A 15,839-nucleotide genomic window follows, 5' to 3' on the forward strand; every position below is an offset into this window, starting at 1 on the left:
GCCGCGAAGCGGCCGGATGAGGGGGCGGCCTCGACGTGCCCTTCGTAGTCTTCAATAACGGATCAAATCACTCCCCCGCCCGTCTTCCCGCATCATAGGCCCGCCGTGCCCACACGGCCATCTCATCCGGATCGTCGAACGCCTCGTCGGGAACGCTCCAATAGGGCATCGCCACCACCTTGCCGTGGCGCGAGCCGGTATAGGTCCACTGGCTGCAGCCGGCGGCCTCGAAATCGGGAATGGTTTCCTCATCCGCCTTGAGCATCAGTTCGCCGCGCACCACCACCGCGACGAGGACGCCATCGCAATAGATGCCCTTGCCGCCGAACAGTTTTCGGATGCTGATCGGGCCCAGGCTTTCGAACAGTTCTTCAAGGCGCGTATTATCCATGGCGCGATCATCTCATCCGCCATCGGCCTTGTCATCGCCGCAACCAAAGGCATGCTGACAGGTTGAGATCTGGAAAACGGAGTTCCCGCCATGCCTGTCCTGCTCAAAGGCTCCTGCCGCTGCGGCGCCGTCCGCTTCGAGGTGGAAAGCCATACGCCGGTGCCGTTCATGCTCTGCTACTGCTCGATCTGCCGCAAGCAGCAGGGCGGCGGCGGTTTCGCCATCAATCTCGGCGCCGACTACGAAACTTTGAAAATCACGGGCAAGCGCAGCCTCGGCGTCTATCGCGCCGAGATCGAGGACGACGAGCATCCGCATTGCGAGGTCTCGACCGGCGAGCGCAACTTCTGCCGCAAATGCGGCTCGGCGCTCTGGCTCTACGACCCGACCTGGCCAGAGCTTGTGCATCCCTTCGCCTCGGCGATCGACACCGACCTGCCGAAACCGCCGGAAAAGGTGCATCTGATGCTGAAATATAAGGCGAATTGGGTCGAGCCGGTGGTCGGCAAGAAGGACAAGGTGTTCGAGGTCTATCCAGAGGAATCGATCGCCGACTGGCACAAGCGGACAGGCATGTGGGTTGATTAGAGCAGTTCCAGCACAACTGCCCATCGGTTTTCCGCCCGGAACTGCATCAAGACAACCATCTGGCGACAGGAGGCCGAAATGAACTTGCGACGCACAAGAAATTCAAAGGCGATCGTTTGATGCCTTGGGGCAAGGGCACCGTCGTCTCGGACACGAAGGGATACGTTTTTCTGTCCGGCAACACCGCCACCGTCGACGACTACGATCCGTCGAAACACCAGGGCGGCGCTGTCGGCGACGCGCCAGCGCAGTGGCGCGAAATCCTTGCAAATATCAAATCCGATCTGGAGGAACTTGGCAGCTCGCTCGACCATCTGGTCAAGGTGACGTTCTACGTCAAAGGGCCGTTTCCCTGCGGCGGCGTCCTCAGCTCACCCAACTTCCGTCTGGACGTGCTGGACGAATTCTTTGCCGAACATTGCCCGAAGCACTGCAGCTACAACAACCCGCCGCCATCGGAAGTGATCGGCGTCGCCGCCCTGGCGCAACCAGACCTGGTGGTGGAGCTTGTTGTGATCGCTGCACTGCCGAACTGAGCAGCGCGCCAGGAATTCCTCAGGCCGAGGCGCGCGCCTCGGCAAGCGCCTTGAGGTCGGCCGGCTTCAATTCGACGGATTCGCCGCAGCCGCAGGCCGAGCTCTGGTTCGGATTCTTGAAGGTGAAGCCGGTACGCAGCGTCGTCTGCTCGAAATCCATCTCGGTGCCGAACAGGAAAAGTGCCGCTTCCGGCGCGACATAGACATTCGCGCCGTCACGCTCGATATGGTCGTCCTTGGGGTTCGGCTCAGTCACCAGGTCGACGGTGTATTCCATGCCGGCGCAGCCGCCCTTCTTGATGCCGAGCCGGATGCCATGCGCGTTGTCGCGCGCAGCCACGATCTCGCGCACCCGGTCGGCGGCCTTGTCGGTCATCGTGATGACGGCGAAGCGTCCCATGCTTTCCTTCTCCATTCCCTGCAGGTTCAAGGCCTGCCGAATGATTCTCACCTAAAATGGTGAAGTTTTACCACTGGCGCAAGGGTATCAGCCTCAATACCACCCGACCGCCACCTGCGCCTCTTCCGACATCCGGTCAGGCGTCCATGGCGGATCGAACACCATTGAAACCTCGACGCCGGAAACGCCCTCGACGGCGCCGACGGCATTCTCGACCCATCCCGGCATTTCGCCGGCCACCGGACAGCCCGGCGCGGTCAGGGTCATGTCGATCTTGACCGAACGGTCGTCCTCGATGTCGATCTTGTAGACAAGGCCGAGCTCATAGATATCGGCCGGGATTTCCGGGTCGTAGACCGTCTTCAGCGCCGAGACGATGTCGTCGGTCAGCCGCGCCAGCTCGTCGGCGGGGATCGCCGAAGCGGAGACGATGCCGTTGCTAACCGTTTCCGGACCAGTCTCTTGGGTCGTGCTCACATCGTTCATCATTATCACCCGAAGAACTTTCGCGCCTTTTCCAGCGCCTCGGCCAAAGCGTCGACTTCGGCTCTGGTATTATACATGCCGAACGATGCCCTGCATGTGGAGGTGACACCGAAGCGTTTCAACAGCGGCTGGGCGCAATGCGTGCCGGCGCGGACCGCGACACCCTGCCTATCGATCACCATCGACACGTCATGCGCATGGATGCCCTGCAATTCGAACGAGATGATGGCGCCCTTGCCGGGCGCGTCGCCGAAGATGCGCAGCGAGTTGATGGCCCGCAGCCGCTCATGCGCGTACGTCTTGAGGTCCGCCTCATGTACTGCGATGCGCTCGCGGCCCACCTTTTCCATATAGTCCAACGCGGCGCCGAGCCCAATCGCCTGCACGATCGGCGGCGTGCCAGCCTCGAAACGGTGCGGTGGCTCGTTATAGGTGACGATGTCCTCCGTCACCTCCTCGATCATCTCACCGCCGCCCATGAAGGGCCGCATCTCTTCCAGCCTGTCCTTCTTGCCGTAGAGCACGCCGATGCCCGATGGGCCGTAGACCTTGTGACCGGTGAAGGCGAAGAAATCGCAGTCGAGATCCTGCACGTCGATCGGCATGTGCACCGCGCTCTGGCTACCGTCGACCAATACCGGAATGCCACGCGCATGCGCGATGCGCACGATCTCCTTGATCGGCGTCACCGTGCCCAGCGCGTTGGACATCTGCGTGATGGCGACCAGCTTGGTGCGGTCAGTCAGGCGCTTCTCGAATTCCTCGATATGGAAGGCGCCGAGATCGTCGACCGGCACCCAGACCAGCTTGGCGCCCTGCCGCTCGCGGATGAAATGCCACGGCACGATATTGGAGTGGTGCTCCATGATCGACAGCACGATCTCGTCGCCCTCGCCGATCCGCGGCATGCCCCAACCATAGGCGACCGTGTTGATCGCCGAGGTCGTGTTGGAGGTAAAGACGATGTTGTCGGTGCTGGGCGCATTGAGAAACCGCTGCACCGACTTGCGCGCATTCTCATAGGCGTCGGTCGCGGCGTTCGACAAAAAATGGAGGCCGCGATGGACGTTGGCATATTCCTGGGAATAGGCGTGCTGGATGGTGTCGAGCACCACCTGCGGCTTCTGCGCCGAGGCGCCGTTGTCGAGATAGACCAGCGGCTTGCCATAGACCTGGCGCGACAGGATCGGGAAGTCGCGGCGGATCGCTTCGACGTCATAAGGGGTGGTTTCGATCTTCTGGTCCATTTCCAAGTCCTTGCCGGCCAAGGCCGCGATCCTTCCAACACCCCTCATCCGTCTCGGCGCTGCGCGCCAATCCACCTTCTCCCACAAGGGGAGAAGGTTAGGCGCTAGCCGTGCGTCGAAAACCAGCCGTCCAGCCGCTCTTCCAGCGCTTCGACCAGCGCCTCGTCGTCCAGTTCCTCGATCACTTCGGCAACGAAAGCCTTCACCAGCAGGCCGCGCGCCGATTTCTCGTCGATGCCGCGCGCCATCAGGTAGAACAGATGGTTGTGGTCGATCTCGGTGACCGTCGCGCCATGGCCGCAGACGACGTCGTCGGCGAAGATCTCGAGCTCCGGCTTGGTCGAGAACTCGCCGTCGTCCGACAGCAGCAGCGTGTTGCAGGCCATCTTGGCGTTGGTCTTCTGCGCGTATTGATGCACGTTGATGCGACCCTGGAAGACGCCCCGCGCCTTCCCGGTCACCACGTTGCGCATCACTTCCGTCGAAGTGGTATGCGGCACCGCATGGTCGAGCACCATGGTGGTGTCGGTATGCGTGTCGCCGGCTAGAAGGTTGATGCCGCGCAATTTGAAATCGGCGCCCTCGCCGGTCGTCCTGACGACGACTTCCTGGCGAACGAGCTTACCGCCGGCATTCATCACGAACAGGGTCAGCTTGGCGTCCTTGCCGATATGCGCCTTGAACTGGGCGAGATGCGTGGCCGTGTCCGGCTGCTCCTGCACGATCAGCCAGGTCACCTCCGCGCCGTCGCCGACCACGAGCTGGCTGACCGACGAGACGAGCGCCTCGTCGCCCTCGCCCGTCTGGCGCTCGACGATCACCGCCTTGGCGCCGGCCCCGACACGCGTCAACAGCCGCACATGCGACTGGCCGCCGGCCTGCAAATTCTGCAATTCGATCGGCTTTTCCAGCTCGGCGCCGTCGGCGATATCGACGAAATAGCCGTCGGCGACGAAAGCAGTGTTGAGAGCGCCGATCGCGTCGTCGTCGCCATAGGGATCGAGTCCCGGCGCAACGCTCCCGTCGGTCAGCTTTTCCGACAAGCGCTGCACGGTGACGCCTTCGACCTCCGGCAGCTTCGTCTGTGAGACTCCGTTCAGCACAGGCAGCACGGCCGACCCTTCAAGAACCGGCGCAAGTGCCTTGGCCACGGCGTCGGCTTCGAAAGCCGGCACGTTGGTCAGCAACCGGCGCAGGTCCGTGTAATGCCAGGATTCGACGCGGCGCGTCGGCAGGCCGTGCTTGATCGCCTCGATCGCGTCGTCGCGCTTGACCATCACCGCGCCGTCGCCGGGCAGTTGCGACAGCCGCTCGCCAAAGGCGTCGATCAGCGCCGTCTCGGCCAAGGTGCGCTGGGGCTGTGCATGCATGTTCATGACTTTCGCCTCGACCGCTCCCATCTCACGCGGCTTCGCCGATCACGCCGGCATAGCCGTTGGCCTCGAGATCTAGCGCCAGCGACTTGTCGCCCGACTTGATGACCTGGCCCTTGTAGAGCACGTGCACCGAATCCGGCACGATGTGCTCGAGCAGGCGCTGGTAGTGGGTGATGACGACGATGGCGCGCTCCGGCGAACGCAGCGCGTTGACGCCATCGGACACGATCTTCAGCGCGTCGATGTCGAGACCGGAATCGGTCTCGTCGAGCACGCAGAGTTTTGGCTCCAGCAGCTTCATCTGCAGGATCTCGGCGCGCTTCTTCTCGCCGCCGGAGAAGCCAACATTGAGCGGCCGCTTCAGCATGTTCATGTCCATGCTCAGCGAGGCCGCCGCTTCCTTCACGCGCTTGAGGAACTCCGGCACCTTGAGCGGCTCCTCGCCGCGCGCCTTGCGCTGCTCGTTCATCGCCACCTTCAGGAATTCCATGGTCGCCACGCCCGGTATCTCCATCGGATACTGGAAAGCGAGGAAGATGCCCGCCGTGGCGCGCTCGGCCGGATCCATATCGAGGATCGACTGGCCGTTATAGAGGATGTCGCCCTCGGTGACCTCATAGTCCTCGCGGCCTGCGAGAATGTAGGACAGTGTCGACTTGCCCGAGCCGTTCGGGCCCATGATCGCGGCGACCTCGCCGGCTTTCACCGTCAGGTTCAAGCCGCGGATGATCTCGGTGCCATCATCGACGATGCGGGCATGCAAATTCTTGATCTCAAGCATTTTCGTTCCGTTCCAAAAGATGTCCGTTCAAATTCAATGCCAACGCCAGCGCCAGTCGCCGTCCGTCTTGGCCTTGATGAGCGGGATGGTTGCGCCCGTCAGGGCGACGACGATGAGGACGACCAGCCAGGCGGCGGCGCCCTCGTGAATAAGCATCAGCGAAAGCGCGACGACGATCGCGATGTAGACGACCATGAAGGCCCAGCCTTTCCAGTTGTCTGGCGTGGCACCGTAGTCGAAACGTTTCGGCCTGAACCATTTATCTCCGGTCATTCGACACTCCCGCTGCCAGCTTTGCTCTGCGGCCTGATCCGGGCGACGAAACGAAACAGAACAAAGGCAGCAAAAAAACCAAACACGCCGAGGATAGAGACTGAGCCACCCAACTGCTTCAGGGTTGGAAACTCACCGATAGAGCCAACAAGCGCCGCGATCGCGCCTGCGATTGCCACAAACAGCGCTAGCGCCAGCGACCCCACCAAGATGTTTCCAAAAACCTTCAGCATCTTCCCAGTTACCCGACACTCCCCTCGAGGCTGATGCCGATCAGCTTCTGCGCCTCGACGGCGAACTCCATCGGCAGCTGCTGGATGACATCCTTGACGAAGCCGTTGACGATCAGCGCGATCGCCTCTTCCTCGGGGATGCCGCGCTGCATGACATAGAACTTCTGGTCCTCGGAGATCTTCGAGGTCGTCGCCTCGTGCTCGAACTTCGCCGTCGCGTTCTTGGCTTCCATGTAGGGCACGGTGTGCGCGCCGCACTGGTCGCCGATCAGCAGCGAGTCGCAATTGGTGAAGTTGCGCGCGTTGGCCGCCTTGCGATGCGCCGAGACCTGGCCGCGATAGGTGTTCTGCGAGAACCCGGCGGCGATGCCCTTGGAGATGATGCGGCTCGACGTATTCTTGCCGAGATGGATCATCTTGGTGCCGCTATCGACCTGCTGGTAGCCGTTCGAGACCGCGATCGAATAGAACTCGCCCGAGGAATCGTCGCCGCGCAGGATGCAGCTCGGATATTTCCAGGTGATGGCCGAGCCGGTCTCGACCTGGGTCCACGAAATCTTCGAGCGGTCGCCGCGGCAGTCGCCGCGCTTGGTGACGAAATTGTAAATGCCGCCCTTACCCTCGGCGTCGCCGGGGTACCAGTTCTGCACCGTCGAGTATTTGATCTCAGCGTCGTCGAGCGCGACCAGCTCGACCACCGCCGCATGCAGCTGGTTCTCGTCGCGCTGCGGCGCCGTGCAGCCTTCGAGATAGGAGACGTAAGCCCCCTCCTCGGCGATGATCAGCGTGCGCTCGAACTGGCCGGTGTTCTTCTCGTTGATGCGGAAATAGGTCGACAGCTCCATCGGGCAGCGCACGCCCTTGGGCACGAAGACGAACGAGCCGTCGGTGAACACAGCCGAATTCAGCGTCGCGTAGAAATTGTCCGAGGTCGGCACGACCGAGCCCAGATATTTCTTCACCAGTTCCGGATGCTCGCGGATCGCTTCCGAGATCGAGCAGAAGATGACGCCCGCCTTGGCGAGCTCTTCCTTGAAGGTGGTGACCACCGAAACGGAATCGAACACGGCATCGACCGCGACGCGGCCGGACTTGTAGACATTGTCGCCGACCTCTTCCTCGTCCGCGTCAACAGCTGCAGGCTTCTGCACGCCGGCCAGGATTTCCTGCTCCTTGAGCGGAATGCCGAGCTTCTCGTAGACCTTGAGCAGTTCAGGGTCGACTTCGCTCAGCGACTTCGGCCCCGGCGTGCTCTTCGGCGCGGCGTAGTAATAGATGTCCTGGAAGTCGATCTTCGGATAGTGGACGCGCGCCCAGGTCGGCTCTTCCAGCGTCAGCCAACGGCGATAGGCCTCCAGACGCCATTCGAGCATCCAGTCCGGCTCATCCTTCTTGGCCGAGATGAAGCGAATGATATCCTCGCTAAGGCCCTTCGGGGCCTTGTCCATCTCGATCTCTGTCTGGAATCCGTATTTATACTGGTCGACGTCGATCTTTCGGACTCGATCGATCGTCTCCTGCACAGCAGGCATAAGCGTTCTCCATCCACGCCGGGGTCAAGGCCCGACAGTTTTCAAACTATGGCACCGCTGAGACCGCATCCCGGCAGGGACGCGCAGCGGAGTAAGCTCCATATAGTGCGTGTCCACCGGAAATTCACCCGGCCAGAACAAAACGCACGGCTCTACCAGGCCGCGAGGCCTGAATTCGTCTTCGCCGCCGTCAGGCGGCTTGTTCTTTGCCCGCGCGGCGGGCGACGATGCCGGCCAGCGCGGCCCGGAAGGCCGCGATGTCCTCGGCGCCGGTCGCGCGGCCGATCGAGATCCGCAAGGCGCCCAGACTGTCGCCATGGCCCATGGCCTTCAGCACATGGCTTGGCCCGACCTTTCCCGACGAGCAGGCCGAGCCCGCCGACAACGCGACGCCGGCAAGATCGAAGGCGATCTGCGCCGTCTCGGCCTTGATGCCGGGAATAGCGAAGAATGTCGTGTTGGCAAGCCTCTGAGCGCTATTTCCGAAGATTTCCGCGTCCGGCGCCAGTTCGGTCACGATGGCTTCGACCTCGTCGCGTCGGCGCGCAACGGCGTCCATGTCGTCCAAGCCCGCATGTGCTGCCCGCGCCGCGGCGCCGAACCCGGCGATCCCGGCGACGTTTTCCGTGCCAGCGCGATGGCCCTTCTCCTGGCCGCCGCCATTGACCAGCGGCCGCGGCATCATCAGGTCGGACGCGGCGACGATCGCACCGACGCCCTTGGGGCCGCCGATCTTGTGCGAGGACAGGATCAGATAATCGGCATAAGGGCCTGACATATCGAGCGGAATCCGCCCGGCGGCCTGCACGGCGTCGACAACCAGCACTCCGCCGGCGGCCTTGGCAATCTCGGCGATGCGACCGACCGGCTGGACTACGCCGGTTTCATTGTTGGCGGCGTGGATCGCCACCAGCGGCAGGCCGGCCGCCTTGTCATGCTGGGCGAGCGCGGCGGCAAGCGCCTCGGGATCGGCAATGCCGTTCCGGTCGACACCGATCCTCGTCACCTGCGCCGGCGCGAAGCGCCCGCCATTCAGGATGCAGGGATGATCGGCCGCCGAGACGTAGAGATGGCTCATGCGGATAGCGCCGCGCCCCATCTGCCAGTCCGGCGTAAGCAGCGTCGAGGCGGCCTCGGTGGCGCCGGATGTGAAGACGACATGCTCTGGCTTGGCATTCACCAGCCGCGCCACGTCGCGGCGCGCGTCATCGACAAGCCGGCGCGCGGCGCGCCCTTCCGTGTGGACAGATGACGGGTTGGCGGCATCGAGCGCGGCGACCATCGCCGCCCGCGCTTCCGCAATGAGCGGCGCGCTGGCGTTGTAGTCGAGATAGGCGCGGGTTGCGGCCATTTTCGCTCAGTTCGTCCTTCCGCCAACTATCCCGCGAGGATAGCGCGTTATTTCCTTGAAATTGCAAGGCAAGCCGTCCTATTTACCCGGCTTGCGGCGCGGGCGGCCGGACCATCGGGTTTCGGCCTCCCAGTTTTGAACAATTCTAAACTAGCTTCTAGGAAGACGCTCGCCCGGCGTCAAGGCCACAGAAGGTTTGGGGCCGCAGGACAGTCAGGGCCGAAAGAGTTCCGGGCTAGCGCATTCATATGCCACGTGGAGTATTTTATGCCTGAGGTCATTTTCGCCGGTCCGGCTGGTCGCCTGGAGGGACGCTATCAGCCCTCTAAGGAAAAGAGCGCGCCGATCGCCATCGTGCTGCATCCGCACCCGCAATTCGGCGGCACGATGAACAACAAGATCGTCTACGACCTCTTCTACATGTTCCAAAAGCGCGATTTCACCGTGCTGCGCTTCAATTTCCGCGGCATCGGCCGCAGCCAGGGCGAGTTCGACCACGGCACCGGCGAATTGTCGGACGCGGCCGCGGCGCTCGACTGGGTGCAGTCGCTGCATCCGGATTCCAAGAGCTGCTGGGTCGCCGGCTATTCCTTCGGCTCGTGGATCGGCATGCAGCTTCTGATGCGCCGGCCGGAGATCGAGGGCTTCATCTCGGTCGCGCCGCAGCCTAACACCTATGATTTCTCATTCCTGGCGCCCTGCCCGTCATCCGGCCTGATCATCCATGGCGATGCCGACAAGGTGGCGCCGCCCAAGGACGTGCAGGGGCTGGTCGACAAGCTTCACACGCAAAAGGGCATCACCATCACGCAGAAGACGCTGCCCGGCGCCAACCATTTCTTCGCCAACGATTCCGAGCTGCTGATCCAGGAATGTGCCGACTATCTCGACCGGCGCCTCGCCGGCGAACTCGCGGATCCACGGCCAAAGCGCCTGCGCTAAGCAGGACAGCTGTACGGTCGAAGCGCTTTAATGGGTTGGCGTCCGGTCGGCGCCGATCTCGCCGCCTTCGACCGGGCCGGCCATCGAAACCCTGCCTCTCGGCGCGCGGGAGGGTGCCAGCCGGAATGTCCGCTTGCGCATCGGCAGCTTCGCGCTTGTCTGGCCGAAGATGAAACCGAGCCGAGCGAACACCAGCCCCGAGGCAACAGCAAACGCCAGCCCTAGGCCGAAGCCCGCGACCGTGTCGCTTGGATAATGCGCGCCAACGAAGACGCGGGTCGAGGCGATGCAGGCGGTGACCGCCAGCGCGACATACCAGCGCCGCGGGAACAAAAGCAGCAGGATGCCGAACACCGCGCCCATCGTCGTGGCATGGCCGGACGGAAAGCCGGCGAAGCGCGCATCCATGGCGAAAGGATGCAGCGACAGGACGCCGAAGCTGTCGAAATAAAGCGGCCGGGCCCGGCCGATGCCGTATTTCAACAGGTTGACCGCGAGACCGGACAGGCCGACGGCGCAGAGCACCAGGAAGGCGAAGCACGTCCAGTTGTAGACCAGCATCCGGCCTTGCCGGGAAAGGCCGCGCCAATCCGTCAGATTGGCGGCGACGAGGCAGAGCGCTGACGGAATGAGGTACCACCCGCCGAGGCCGAACTGCGTGAAGAAATCGGTGAAGCGCACGAAGCCGGGTGACCATTCGCCGCGCATCTCCCCCGCGCCGGCGTCGAGGCGCAGGAAGGTCGCAATGATGAGCAGCACCCAGGCTATGAGCCAGACGCTCCATAGGATTCGCGGATAGCGCGCCGGCCGCACGGCAAAGCGTCGCATCACGATCGACATCGTATCGCGGAAATTGCCGAGCGAGCGGCGGTAAAGGGCAAAGGGCGCGGCGGACATGGCTTTGGCGCGAGTCTATAGGGGCATTCGATGCCTGAGGCTATTCATCACGGCGCCACCCGGTAAAGCCCGAGCGCAAGCTTGTCTCCTGACGAATAGTTGATGCCGTCGATCTCGGTCAGCCGCTTGGCCGACTTGCCCTGGGCGGTCAGCACATCGGCAAGCTTCTGCTCGTCCTTGATCGGCGCCAGGCCGAGCGCGCAGGACGGATCGTCGAGCAGATGCCGCGCCACGCCCTCGACGTCGGTGAGCACGGTCTTGGTGCCGACCAGGAAGACCAGGCTCGGCTCCTGGAATTTCGCCGAGGCAAGCACGGTGCTGTCGCAAAGGCGGTTGGCGTCGACCGCAGTCTTGATCGCGGGGCTAAGCCAGATCGGCTTCAGCGACGGCGCGATGACCCCGAACAGCAGGCTGAAGGTGACGCCGGCGCCGACCGCGATCGCGGCGATGCGGCCAAGCGACACCTGCAACTGCCTGGGGAAAGCGAGATAGCCGGTGACAAGAGCGGCGATCGCCGCCGATATGCTCCACCAGGAGAAAGTCTTGGCGAGATAGAGCGGCGCGCCGACGCAGACCACGGCGAGGCCGATCGCCACCACGGCAAGGCCGAAGGCGGTCGCCCACCACAGCCATGTCTGCCAGCGCTTCAGCGGCGCGTTGGCCTGGTCCGCCGGCAAGGTGAGCAGCCAGCCGATCAAAAGCGCCATGCCCGGATAGGCCGGCATGACATAATGCGGCAGCTTGGTCGGGATCGCCTCGAAGACCAGCCAGAACGGGATGTACCAGGCCAGGCAGAAGCGCAGCCGCGGATCGCCCCAGAACCGGTTGATCGCCTGCAGCCCGGCGCCGACAGCGATCAGCCCGAACGGCCACATGAACAGCGAATAGGTGAGCATGTAGAAGCCGGGCGGCAGGCCGTGCGATTCCTCGCCCTGCGCCACCTTGTTCAGCATGTCCTTGCCGACCGCCTCCTGGAAGAAGGCGCCGCCGCTCTTCCAGGTGATGAGGATCAGCCACGGCAGCACGATCGCGAGCACGATCAGGACGCCGCGCACCAGCTTCATCTTCAGCAGCCAGCGCCAGTCACGGTCGAAGGCAATGAGCGCCGCGGCCGTCAGCAGCGATAAGAACGGCGAGACAGGCCCCTTGATGAGGACGCCCAAGCCCTGCGCGATCCAGAAGATCCAGGGCAGATGACCGGGCACCGGCTCGCTGCGCTTTGCCGCCCAATAGACCTGCGCCAGCGCGCCTTGCGCGATCACGCAGCAGGCGAGAAGCATCGCGTCGGTCTTGGCGTCGCGTCCCTCGAAGGCGGTGGCGAAGATCGCCGCCATCATCAGGCCGGCGGCGAGCCCGGCATTGGCGCCGAAGAGCTTTGTCCCGGTCCAGCCGATGCCGACGACCGCGATCGCGATGCCCAGCATCGAGACCAGGCGATATATCCAGATCGGCGCCGCCGCCCCCTCGCCGCTCAGCGCCACCGCCGCCGACTGCAGCCAATAGATGCCGATAGGCTTCTTGTAGCGCGTGACGTCCTGCAGGCGGATGTCCACATAGTCACCCGTCTCGACCATCTGCTTGGTCGCCTGGACGAAGCGGGATTCGTCGCGGTCCACCGGCGGCAGGCTGGCCAACCCGCTGACGGTCATGACGATGCTGAACACAAAGAGGAGAATGTAGTTCCTGTTCATCGCGGGAGCTCGTCCGATCTGAAACTGCGGGATGGCCCCGTCGCGGCATGGCGCCTGTATTTGCGCGGCGCTTCATTACGCCAGCAAAAAGGGTGAAGCAAGGATAGCGGTGCCGCGCGGGACCGTACGCAAAACCGGAAACCACTTTTGCTGATCGCTGGGTTGCCCAGTTGAAGCGCGATCGGACGCAAAACCGGAAACCACTTTTGCTGATCGCGCTTGGATGCTAAACGCGCGCCTTCATTTCAAGCATGGCCAAGTGCCCGGCGACCTCCAGGAAGAACAAATGTCCGCCTTCAAATCCGATTTCCTGCGCATCATGAGCGAACGCGGTTTCATCCACCAGATTTCGGACGAATCCGCCCTCGACCAGCTTTTCGCCAAGGAAACGGTAAGCGCCTATATCGGCTTCGACGCCACGGCCCGGAGTCTGCATGCCGGATCGCTGATCCAGATCATGATGCTGCACTGGCTGCAGCAGACCGGCCACCGGCCAATCGCGCTAATGGGCGGCGGCACCTCGATGATTGGCGACCCGTCCTTCAAGGACGAGGCCCGCAAGCTGCTCACCCCGCAGGACATCGAGGACAATCTCGTCGGCATCCGCCGCAATTTCGCGCCTTACCTGAAGTTCGGCGGCGGCCCCGGCGACGCGGTCATGGTCAACAACGCCGACTGGCTGATGGAGATCAACTACGTCAATTTCCTGCGCGGCGTCGGCCGGCACTTCTCCGTCAACCGCATGCTCGCCTTCGACAGCGTGAAGCTCAGGCTCGACCGCGAGCAGTCGCTGTCCTTCCTCGAATTCAACTACATGATCCTGCAGTCCTATGACTTCGTCGAGCTCTACAAGCGCCTCGGCTGCCGGCTGCAGATGGGCGGCTCGGACCAGTGGGGCAACATCGTCAACGGCATCGACCTCGGCCACCGCATGGAGGGCGTGCAGCTCTTCGCCATGACCACGCCGCTGCTCACCACCTCGTCGGGCGCCAAGATGGGCAAGTCGGCCTCGGGCGCGGTCTGGCTCGACGGCGACATGGTCTCGCCTTACGAATTCTGGCAGTACTGGCGCAACACCGAGGACGCCGATGTCGGCCGCTTCCTGAAGCTTTACACCACGCTGCCGCTAGACGAGGTGGCGCGGCTGGAAAAGCTTGGCGGCTCGGAAATCAATGAGGCGAAGAAAATCCTCGCCACCGAGATCACGGCCATGCTGCACGGCCGCGAGGCGGCCGAGACGGCAAGCGAGACGGCGCGCAAGACCTTCGAGGAAGGCGCGCTCGCCGACACGCTGCCCAGCGTCGAAGTCGCCAAATCTGACCTCGAAGCCGGGGTCGGCATCCTGGCGCTGTTCGTCACAGCCGGGCTGGCCGGCTCGAACGGCGAAGCGCGCCGGCATATCCAAGGCGGCGCGGTGCGTATCAACGACCAGCCCTTGACCGATGACCGGCACCTCGTCACGCTTCAGGACCTCGGTCCTGAAGGCGTCGTGAAGCTCTCGCTCGGCAAGAAGAAGCACGTGCTGGTGCGGCCGATCTGATCGGCCGCGCCTTCTCGATCGCCGTCCTTCCCAAAAGCCGGAGACCGCTTTTCGGGATCGAGTTTACCGGTACTCGAAGATCGAGCGGAATATGCCCGGCGCCACCACGGACAGCGGATTGACGTTGAGGGTCGGCTTGTTGGCGTTGCCGCGCAGCCGGTAGGTGACGCCGATCAGGCCGCGGTCGCGTCCGTTGCCGAGCAGCGGCCCGAACAGCGGCAATTCGCCGAAGATGCGGTTCAGCCCGTAGACCGGCATGAAGGTGCCGGTCATGTCCATGTTGTTGTTCGGATCGTAGAGCGTTCCCTGGAAGGTCGTGCCGATACGTGGACCGCGCAGCAGGCCGTTCGCCAGCCTCAGATAGCCGGACCCCTTGTCGATCTCGGCGAAGCCGCGCTCGAACTGCACCCTGGACGTATCGATATTGCCCTTGACGGCCTCGTTCAGGCTGCGTGTATCGCCGGCCGGCGTGGTCGATACGATCGAGGCGAGCTTGGGCTCGTTGACGACATAGAAATTGCGGGCATCCACCTGTCCCTTCATCGGCCCGTCCGCGGCGCCCGAGAGCGACAGCGTGATCGCGCCGCCTTCCATATGCTCGTAGACGTTGAGGAAACGCAGGATCGCGCCGGCGTCGGCCGACTTCACCCTGAGCACCCGGCCGCCTTCGCTGGTGGTGTTGTTGATCGTGATCGGGGCGCCCGAGCTTGCCGCCGCGGTGACGTTGAGCCCGTTCACGCGCGATCCGGCCGCGCTGTATTCGAGCTTCAGATTGGAAAGCACCTCGTCGTGGAAACCGGTCAACGATGCCACATCGGCGCTCACCGATATCGCGTCGCTGCCGGCTCCCTTGGTGGCGGTGTCGACATCGGAGGTGAACTGCTTGATCAGCGAGCGGGCGTCGAGCGACGCGCCGCTGACGTCGACCGCGTAGCTCTTGCCGGCGCGCTTGACCGAAACGGCAACGTCGTCGCCTCGGTTCAACGCAACCTTGCTGAAGCGGGCCGCAGACAACGCGCCGTTGACCAGCGTCACATTGCCGTCGATCGAAAAGCTTTTTCCGTCGAGAGCGAAATCCGACAGGGTGGTTGTGCTGCCGGACTTCGCCATATTGAAAGCAACCTTGGCCGGAATGCCGGCGCCCTTGCTCCAGCCCGCCCAGGGAATGTCGAGCCTGGCATTGGTCAGGTCCGCCGAGACCTGCTGGGCGTCCTCGCCGCTCTTGTCGATCGCGACCTTGATGGTTCCCGAAAGCAGGTCCGAGAGCCCAGGCATGCTGGCGTCGCGCGTCTTGTCGTCGAGGATCAGCGTGACCTTGCGGCTGCGCGCCGGCCCGTCATCGGCGAGCGGTTCGACCAGATCGAGCTCGGCCGGAATGCTGTTGAGCTTGGCTTCCGCCGAAATCACCGCCTGTTTTGGCCCCACTGTTATCGAGCCGTCCGCCTCGGTAACGGTCTGGTCTTCGAATGGCTTGGCGAGCGACAAGTCCTGATAGTCGAGGGAAACCAGCCAATCGAGCTTGGAGGTGTCCATGCCCCTCGTCAGCGGAATGTCCGCCCTGACGTGGCCGGTAAC

The 15,839-nt window shown here is 63.3% G+C and carries 16 protein-coding genes and 1 pseudogene; 4 read left to right on the plus strand and 13 right to left on the minus strand.

The features are described from left to right. Positions 1 to 67: 67 nt before the first annotated feature. Complete coding sequence (locus EOA23_RS21395; RefSeq protein WP_127305604.1) at positions 68 to 391, minus strand: TfoX/Sxy family protein; 324 nt, start codon at positions 389 to 391, stop codon at positions 68 to 70. Positions 392 to 481: 90 nt separating this feature from the next. Here EOA23_RS21395 and EOA23_RS21400 point away from each other — a divergent pair, with 90 nt between their 5' ends. Both EOA23_RS21400 and EOA23_RS21405 read left to right on the plus strand, forming a co-directional pair. After that, the gene (locus EOA23_RS21400; protein ID WP_127305605.1) at positions 482 to 979 is read left to right on the plus strand and encodes a GFA family protein; all 498 of its coding nucleotides are present in this window, start codon (positions 482 to 484) and stop codon (positions 977 to 979) included. A 119-nt stretch (positions 980 to 1,098) separates the two neighbouring features. After that, on the plus strand, positions 1,099 to 1,515 hold the full coding sequence (locus EOA23_RS21405) for a RidA family protein (protein ID WP_127305606.1): 417 nt from the start codon (positions 1,099 to 1,101) through the stop codon (positions 1,513 to 1,515). A gap of 19 nt (positions 1,516 to 1,534) precedes the next feature. Here the strand turns inward: EOA23_RS21405 and sufA are convergent, their stop codons facing one another. The 9 genes from sufA to EOA23_RS21450 form a co-directional block, all read right to left on the minus strand. Beyond that, positions 1,535 to 1,915: a Fe-S cluster assembly scaffold SufA gene (sufA, locus tag EOA23_RS21410; protein WP_127305607.1), complete on the minus strand. Its 381-nt coding sequence runs from the start codon at positions 1,913 to 1,915 to the stop codon at positions 1,535 to 1,537. A gap of 93 nt (positions 1,916 to 2,008) precedes the next feature. Further along, positions 2,009 to 2,401, minus strand: a complete 393-nt coding sequence (locus tag EOA23_RS21415) for an SUF system Fe-S cluster assembly protein (RefSeq protein ID WP_127305608.1) — start codon at positions 2,399 to 2,401, stop codon at positions 2,009 to 2,011. A gap of 5 nt (positions 2,402 to 2,406) precedes the next feature. Continuing rightward, entirely contained in the window at positions 2,407 to 3,648 is a 1,242-nt protein-coding gene (locus EOA23_RS21420) for a cysteine desulfurase (RefSeq protein WP_127305609.1), read from the minus strand. 104 nt (positions 3,649 to 3,752) lie between these two features. After that, positions 3,753 to 5,024 (minus strand): Fe-S cluster assembly protein SufD, encoded by a 1,272-nt coding sequence (sufD, locus tag EOA23_RS21425; protein ID WP_127305610.1) that lies wholly within the window; start codon positions 5,022 to 5,024, stop codon positions 3,753 to 3,755. Between the two features lie 25 nt (positions 5,025 to 5,049). Next, entirely contained in the window at positions 5,050 to 5,805 is a 756-nt protein-coding gene (sufC, locus tag EOA23_RS21430; RefSeq protein WP_127305611.1) for a Fe-S cluster assembly ATPase SufC, read from the minus strand. A gap of 33 nt (positions 5,806 to 5,838) precedes the next feature. Then, positions 5,839 to 6,078 carry a hypothetical protein gene (locus EOA23_RS21435; protein ID WP_127305612.1) on the minus strand — a complete coding sequence of 80 codons (240 nt, stop codon included), beginning with the start codon at positions 6,076 to 6,078 and terminating at the stop codon, positions 5,839 to 5,841. Next, positions 6,075 to 6,311: a hypothetical protein gene (locus EOA23_RS21440; protein WP_127305613.1), complete on the minus strand. Its 237-nt coding sequence runs from the start codon at positions 6,309 to 6,311 to the stop codon at positions 6,075 to 6,077. The genes EOA23_RS21435 and EOA23_RS21440 overlap by 4 nt, the downstream gene beginning before the upstream one ends. 8 nt (positions 6,312 to 6,319) lie before the next feature. Continuing rightward, positions 6,320 to 7,843, minus strand: a complete 1,524-nt coding sequence (gene sufB / locus EOA23_RS21445) for a Fe-S cluster assembly protein SufB (RefSeq protein WP_127305614.1) — start codon at positions 7,841 to 7,843, stop codon at positions 6,320 to 6,322. 190 nt (positions 7,844 to 8,033) lie between these two features. Further along, the gene (locus tag EOA23_RS21450; RefSeq protein WP_127305615.1) at positions 8,034 to 9,194 is read right to left on the minus strand and encodes a cysteine desulfurase family protein; all 1,161 of its coding nucleotides are present in this window, start codon (positions 9,192 to 9,194) and stop codon (positions 8,034 to 8,036) included. A 267-nt stretch (positions 9,195 to 9,461) separates the two neighbouring features. On the opposite strand from EOA23_RS21450, the gene EOA23_RS21455 reads away from it, so the two are divergent. After that, positions 9,462 to 10,136 (plus strand): alpha/beta hydrolase, encoded by a 675-nt coding sequence (locus EOA23_RS21455; RefSeq protein WP_027166430.1) that lies wholly within the window; start codon positions 9,462 to 9,464, stop codon positions 10,134 to 10,136. A gap of 27 nt (positions 10,137 to 10,163) precedes the next feature. Here EOA23_RS21455 and EOA23_RS21460 read toward each other — a convergent pair whose 3' ends face one another. Together EOA23_RS21460 and EOA23_RS21465 are read right to left on the minus strand one after the other, a co-directional pair. Beyond that, positions 10,164 to 11,033 (minus strand): phosphatase PAP2 family protein, encoded by an 870-nt coding sequence (locus tag EOA23_RS21460; protein ID WP_127305616.1) that lies wholly within the window; start codon positions 11,031 to 11,033, stop codon positions 10,164 to 10,166. 47 nt (positions 11,034 to 11,080) lie between these two features. Then, the gene (locus EOA23_RS21465) at positions 11,081 to 12,724 is read right to left on the minus strand and encodes a glycosyltransferase family 39 protein (protein WP_127305617.1); all 1,644 of its coding nucleotides are present in this window, start codon (positions 12,722 to 12,724) and stop codon (positions 11,081 to 11,083) included. A 286-nt stretch (positions 12,725 to 13,010) separates the two neighbouring features. Here EOA23_RS21465 and tyrS point away from each other — a divergent pair, with 286 nt between their 5' ends. Next, complete coding sequence (tyrS, locus tag EOA23_RS21470; protein WP_127305618.1) at positions 13,011 to 14,264, plus strand: tyrosine--tRNA ligase; 1,254 nt, start codon at positions 13,011 to 13,013, stop codon at positions 14,262 to 14,264. A 63-nt stretch (positions 14,265 to 14,327) separates the two neighbouring features. Here tyrS and EOA23_RS21475 read toward each other — a convergent pair. After that, positions 14,328 to 15,839: pseudogene (locus EOA23_RS21475) on the minus strand (hypothetical protein); the annotation flags it as partial.

The sequence above is a fragment of the Mesorhizobium sp. M2A.F.Ca.ET.042.01.1.1 genome (genome assembly GCF_003997405.1).
GTDB lineage: Bacteria > Pseudomonadota > Alphaproteobacteria > Rhizobiales > Rhizobiaceae > Mesorhizobium.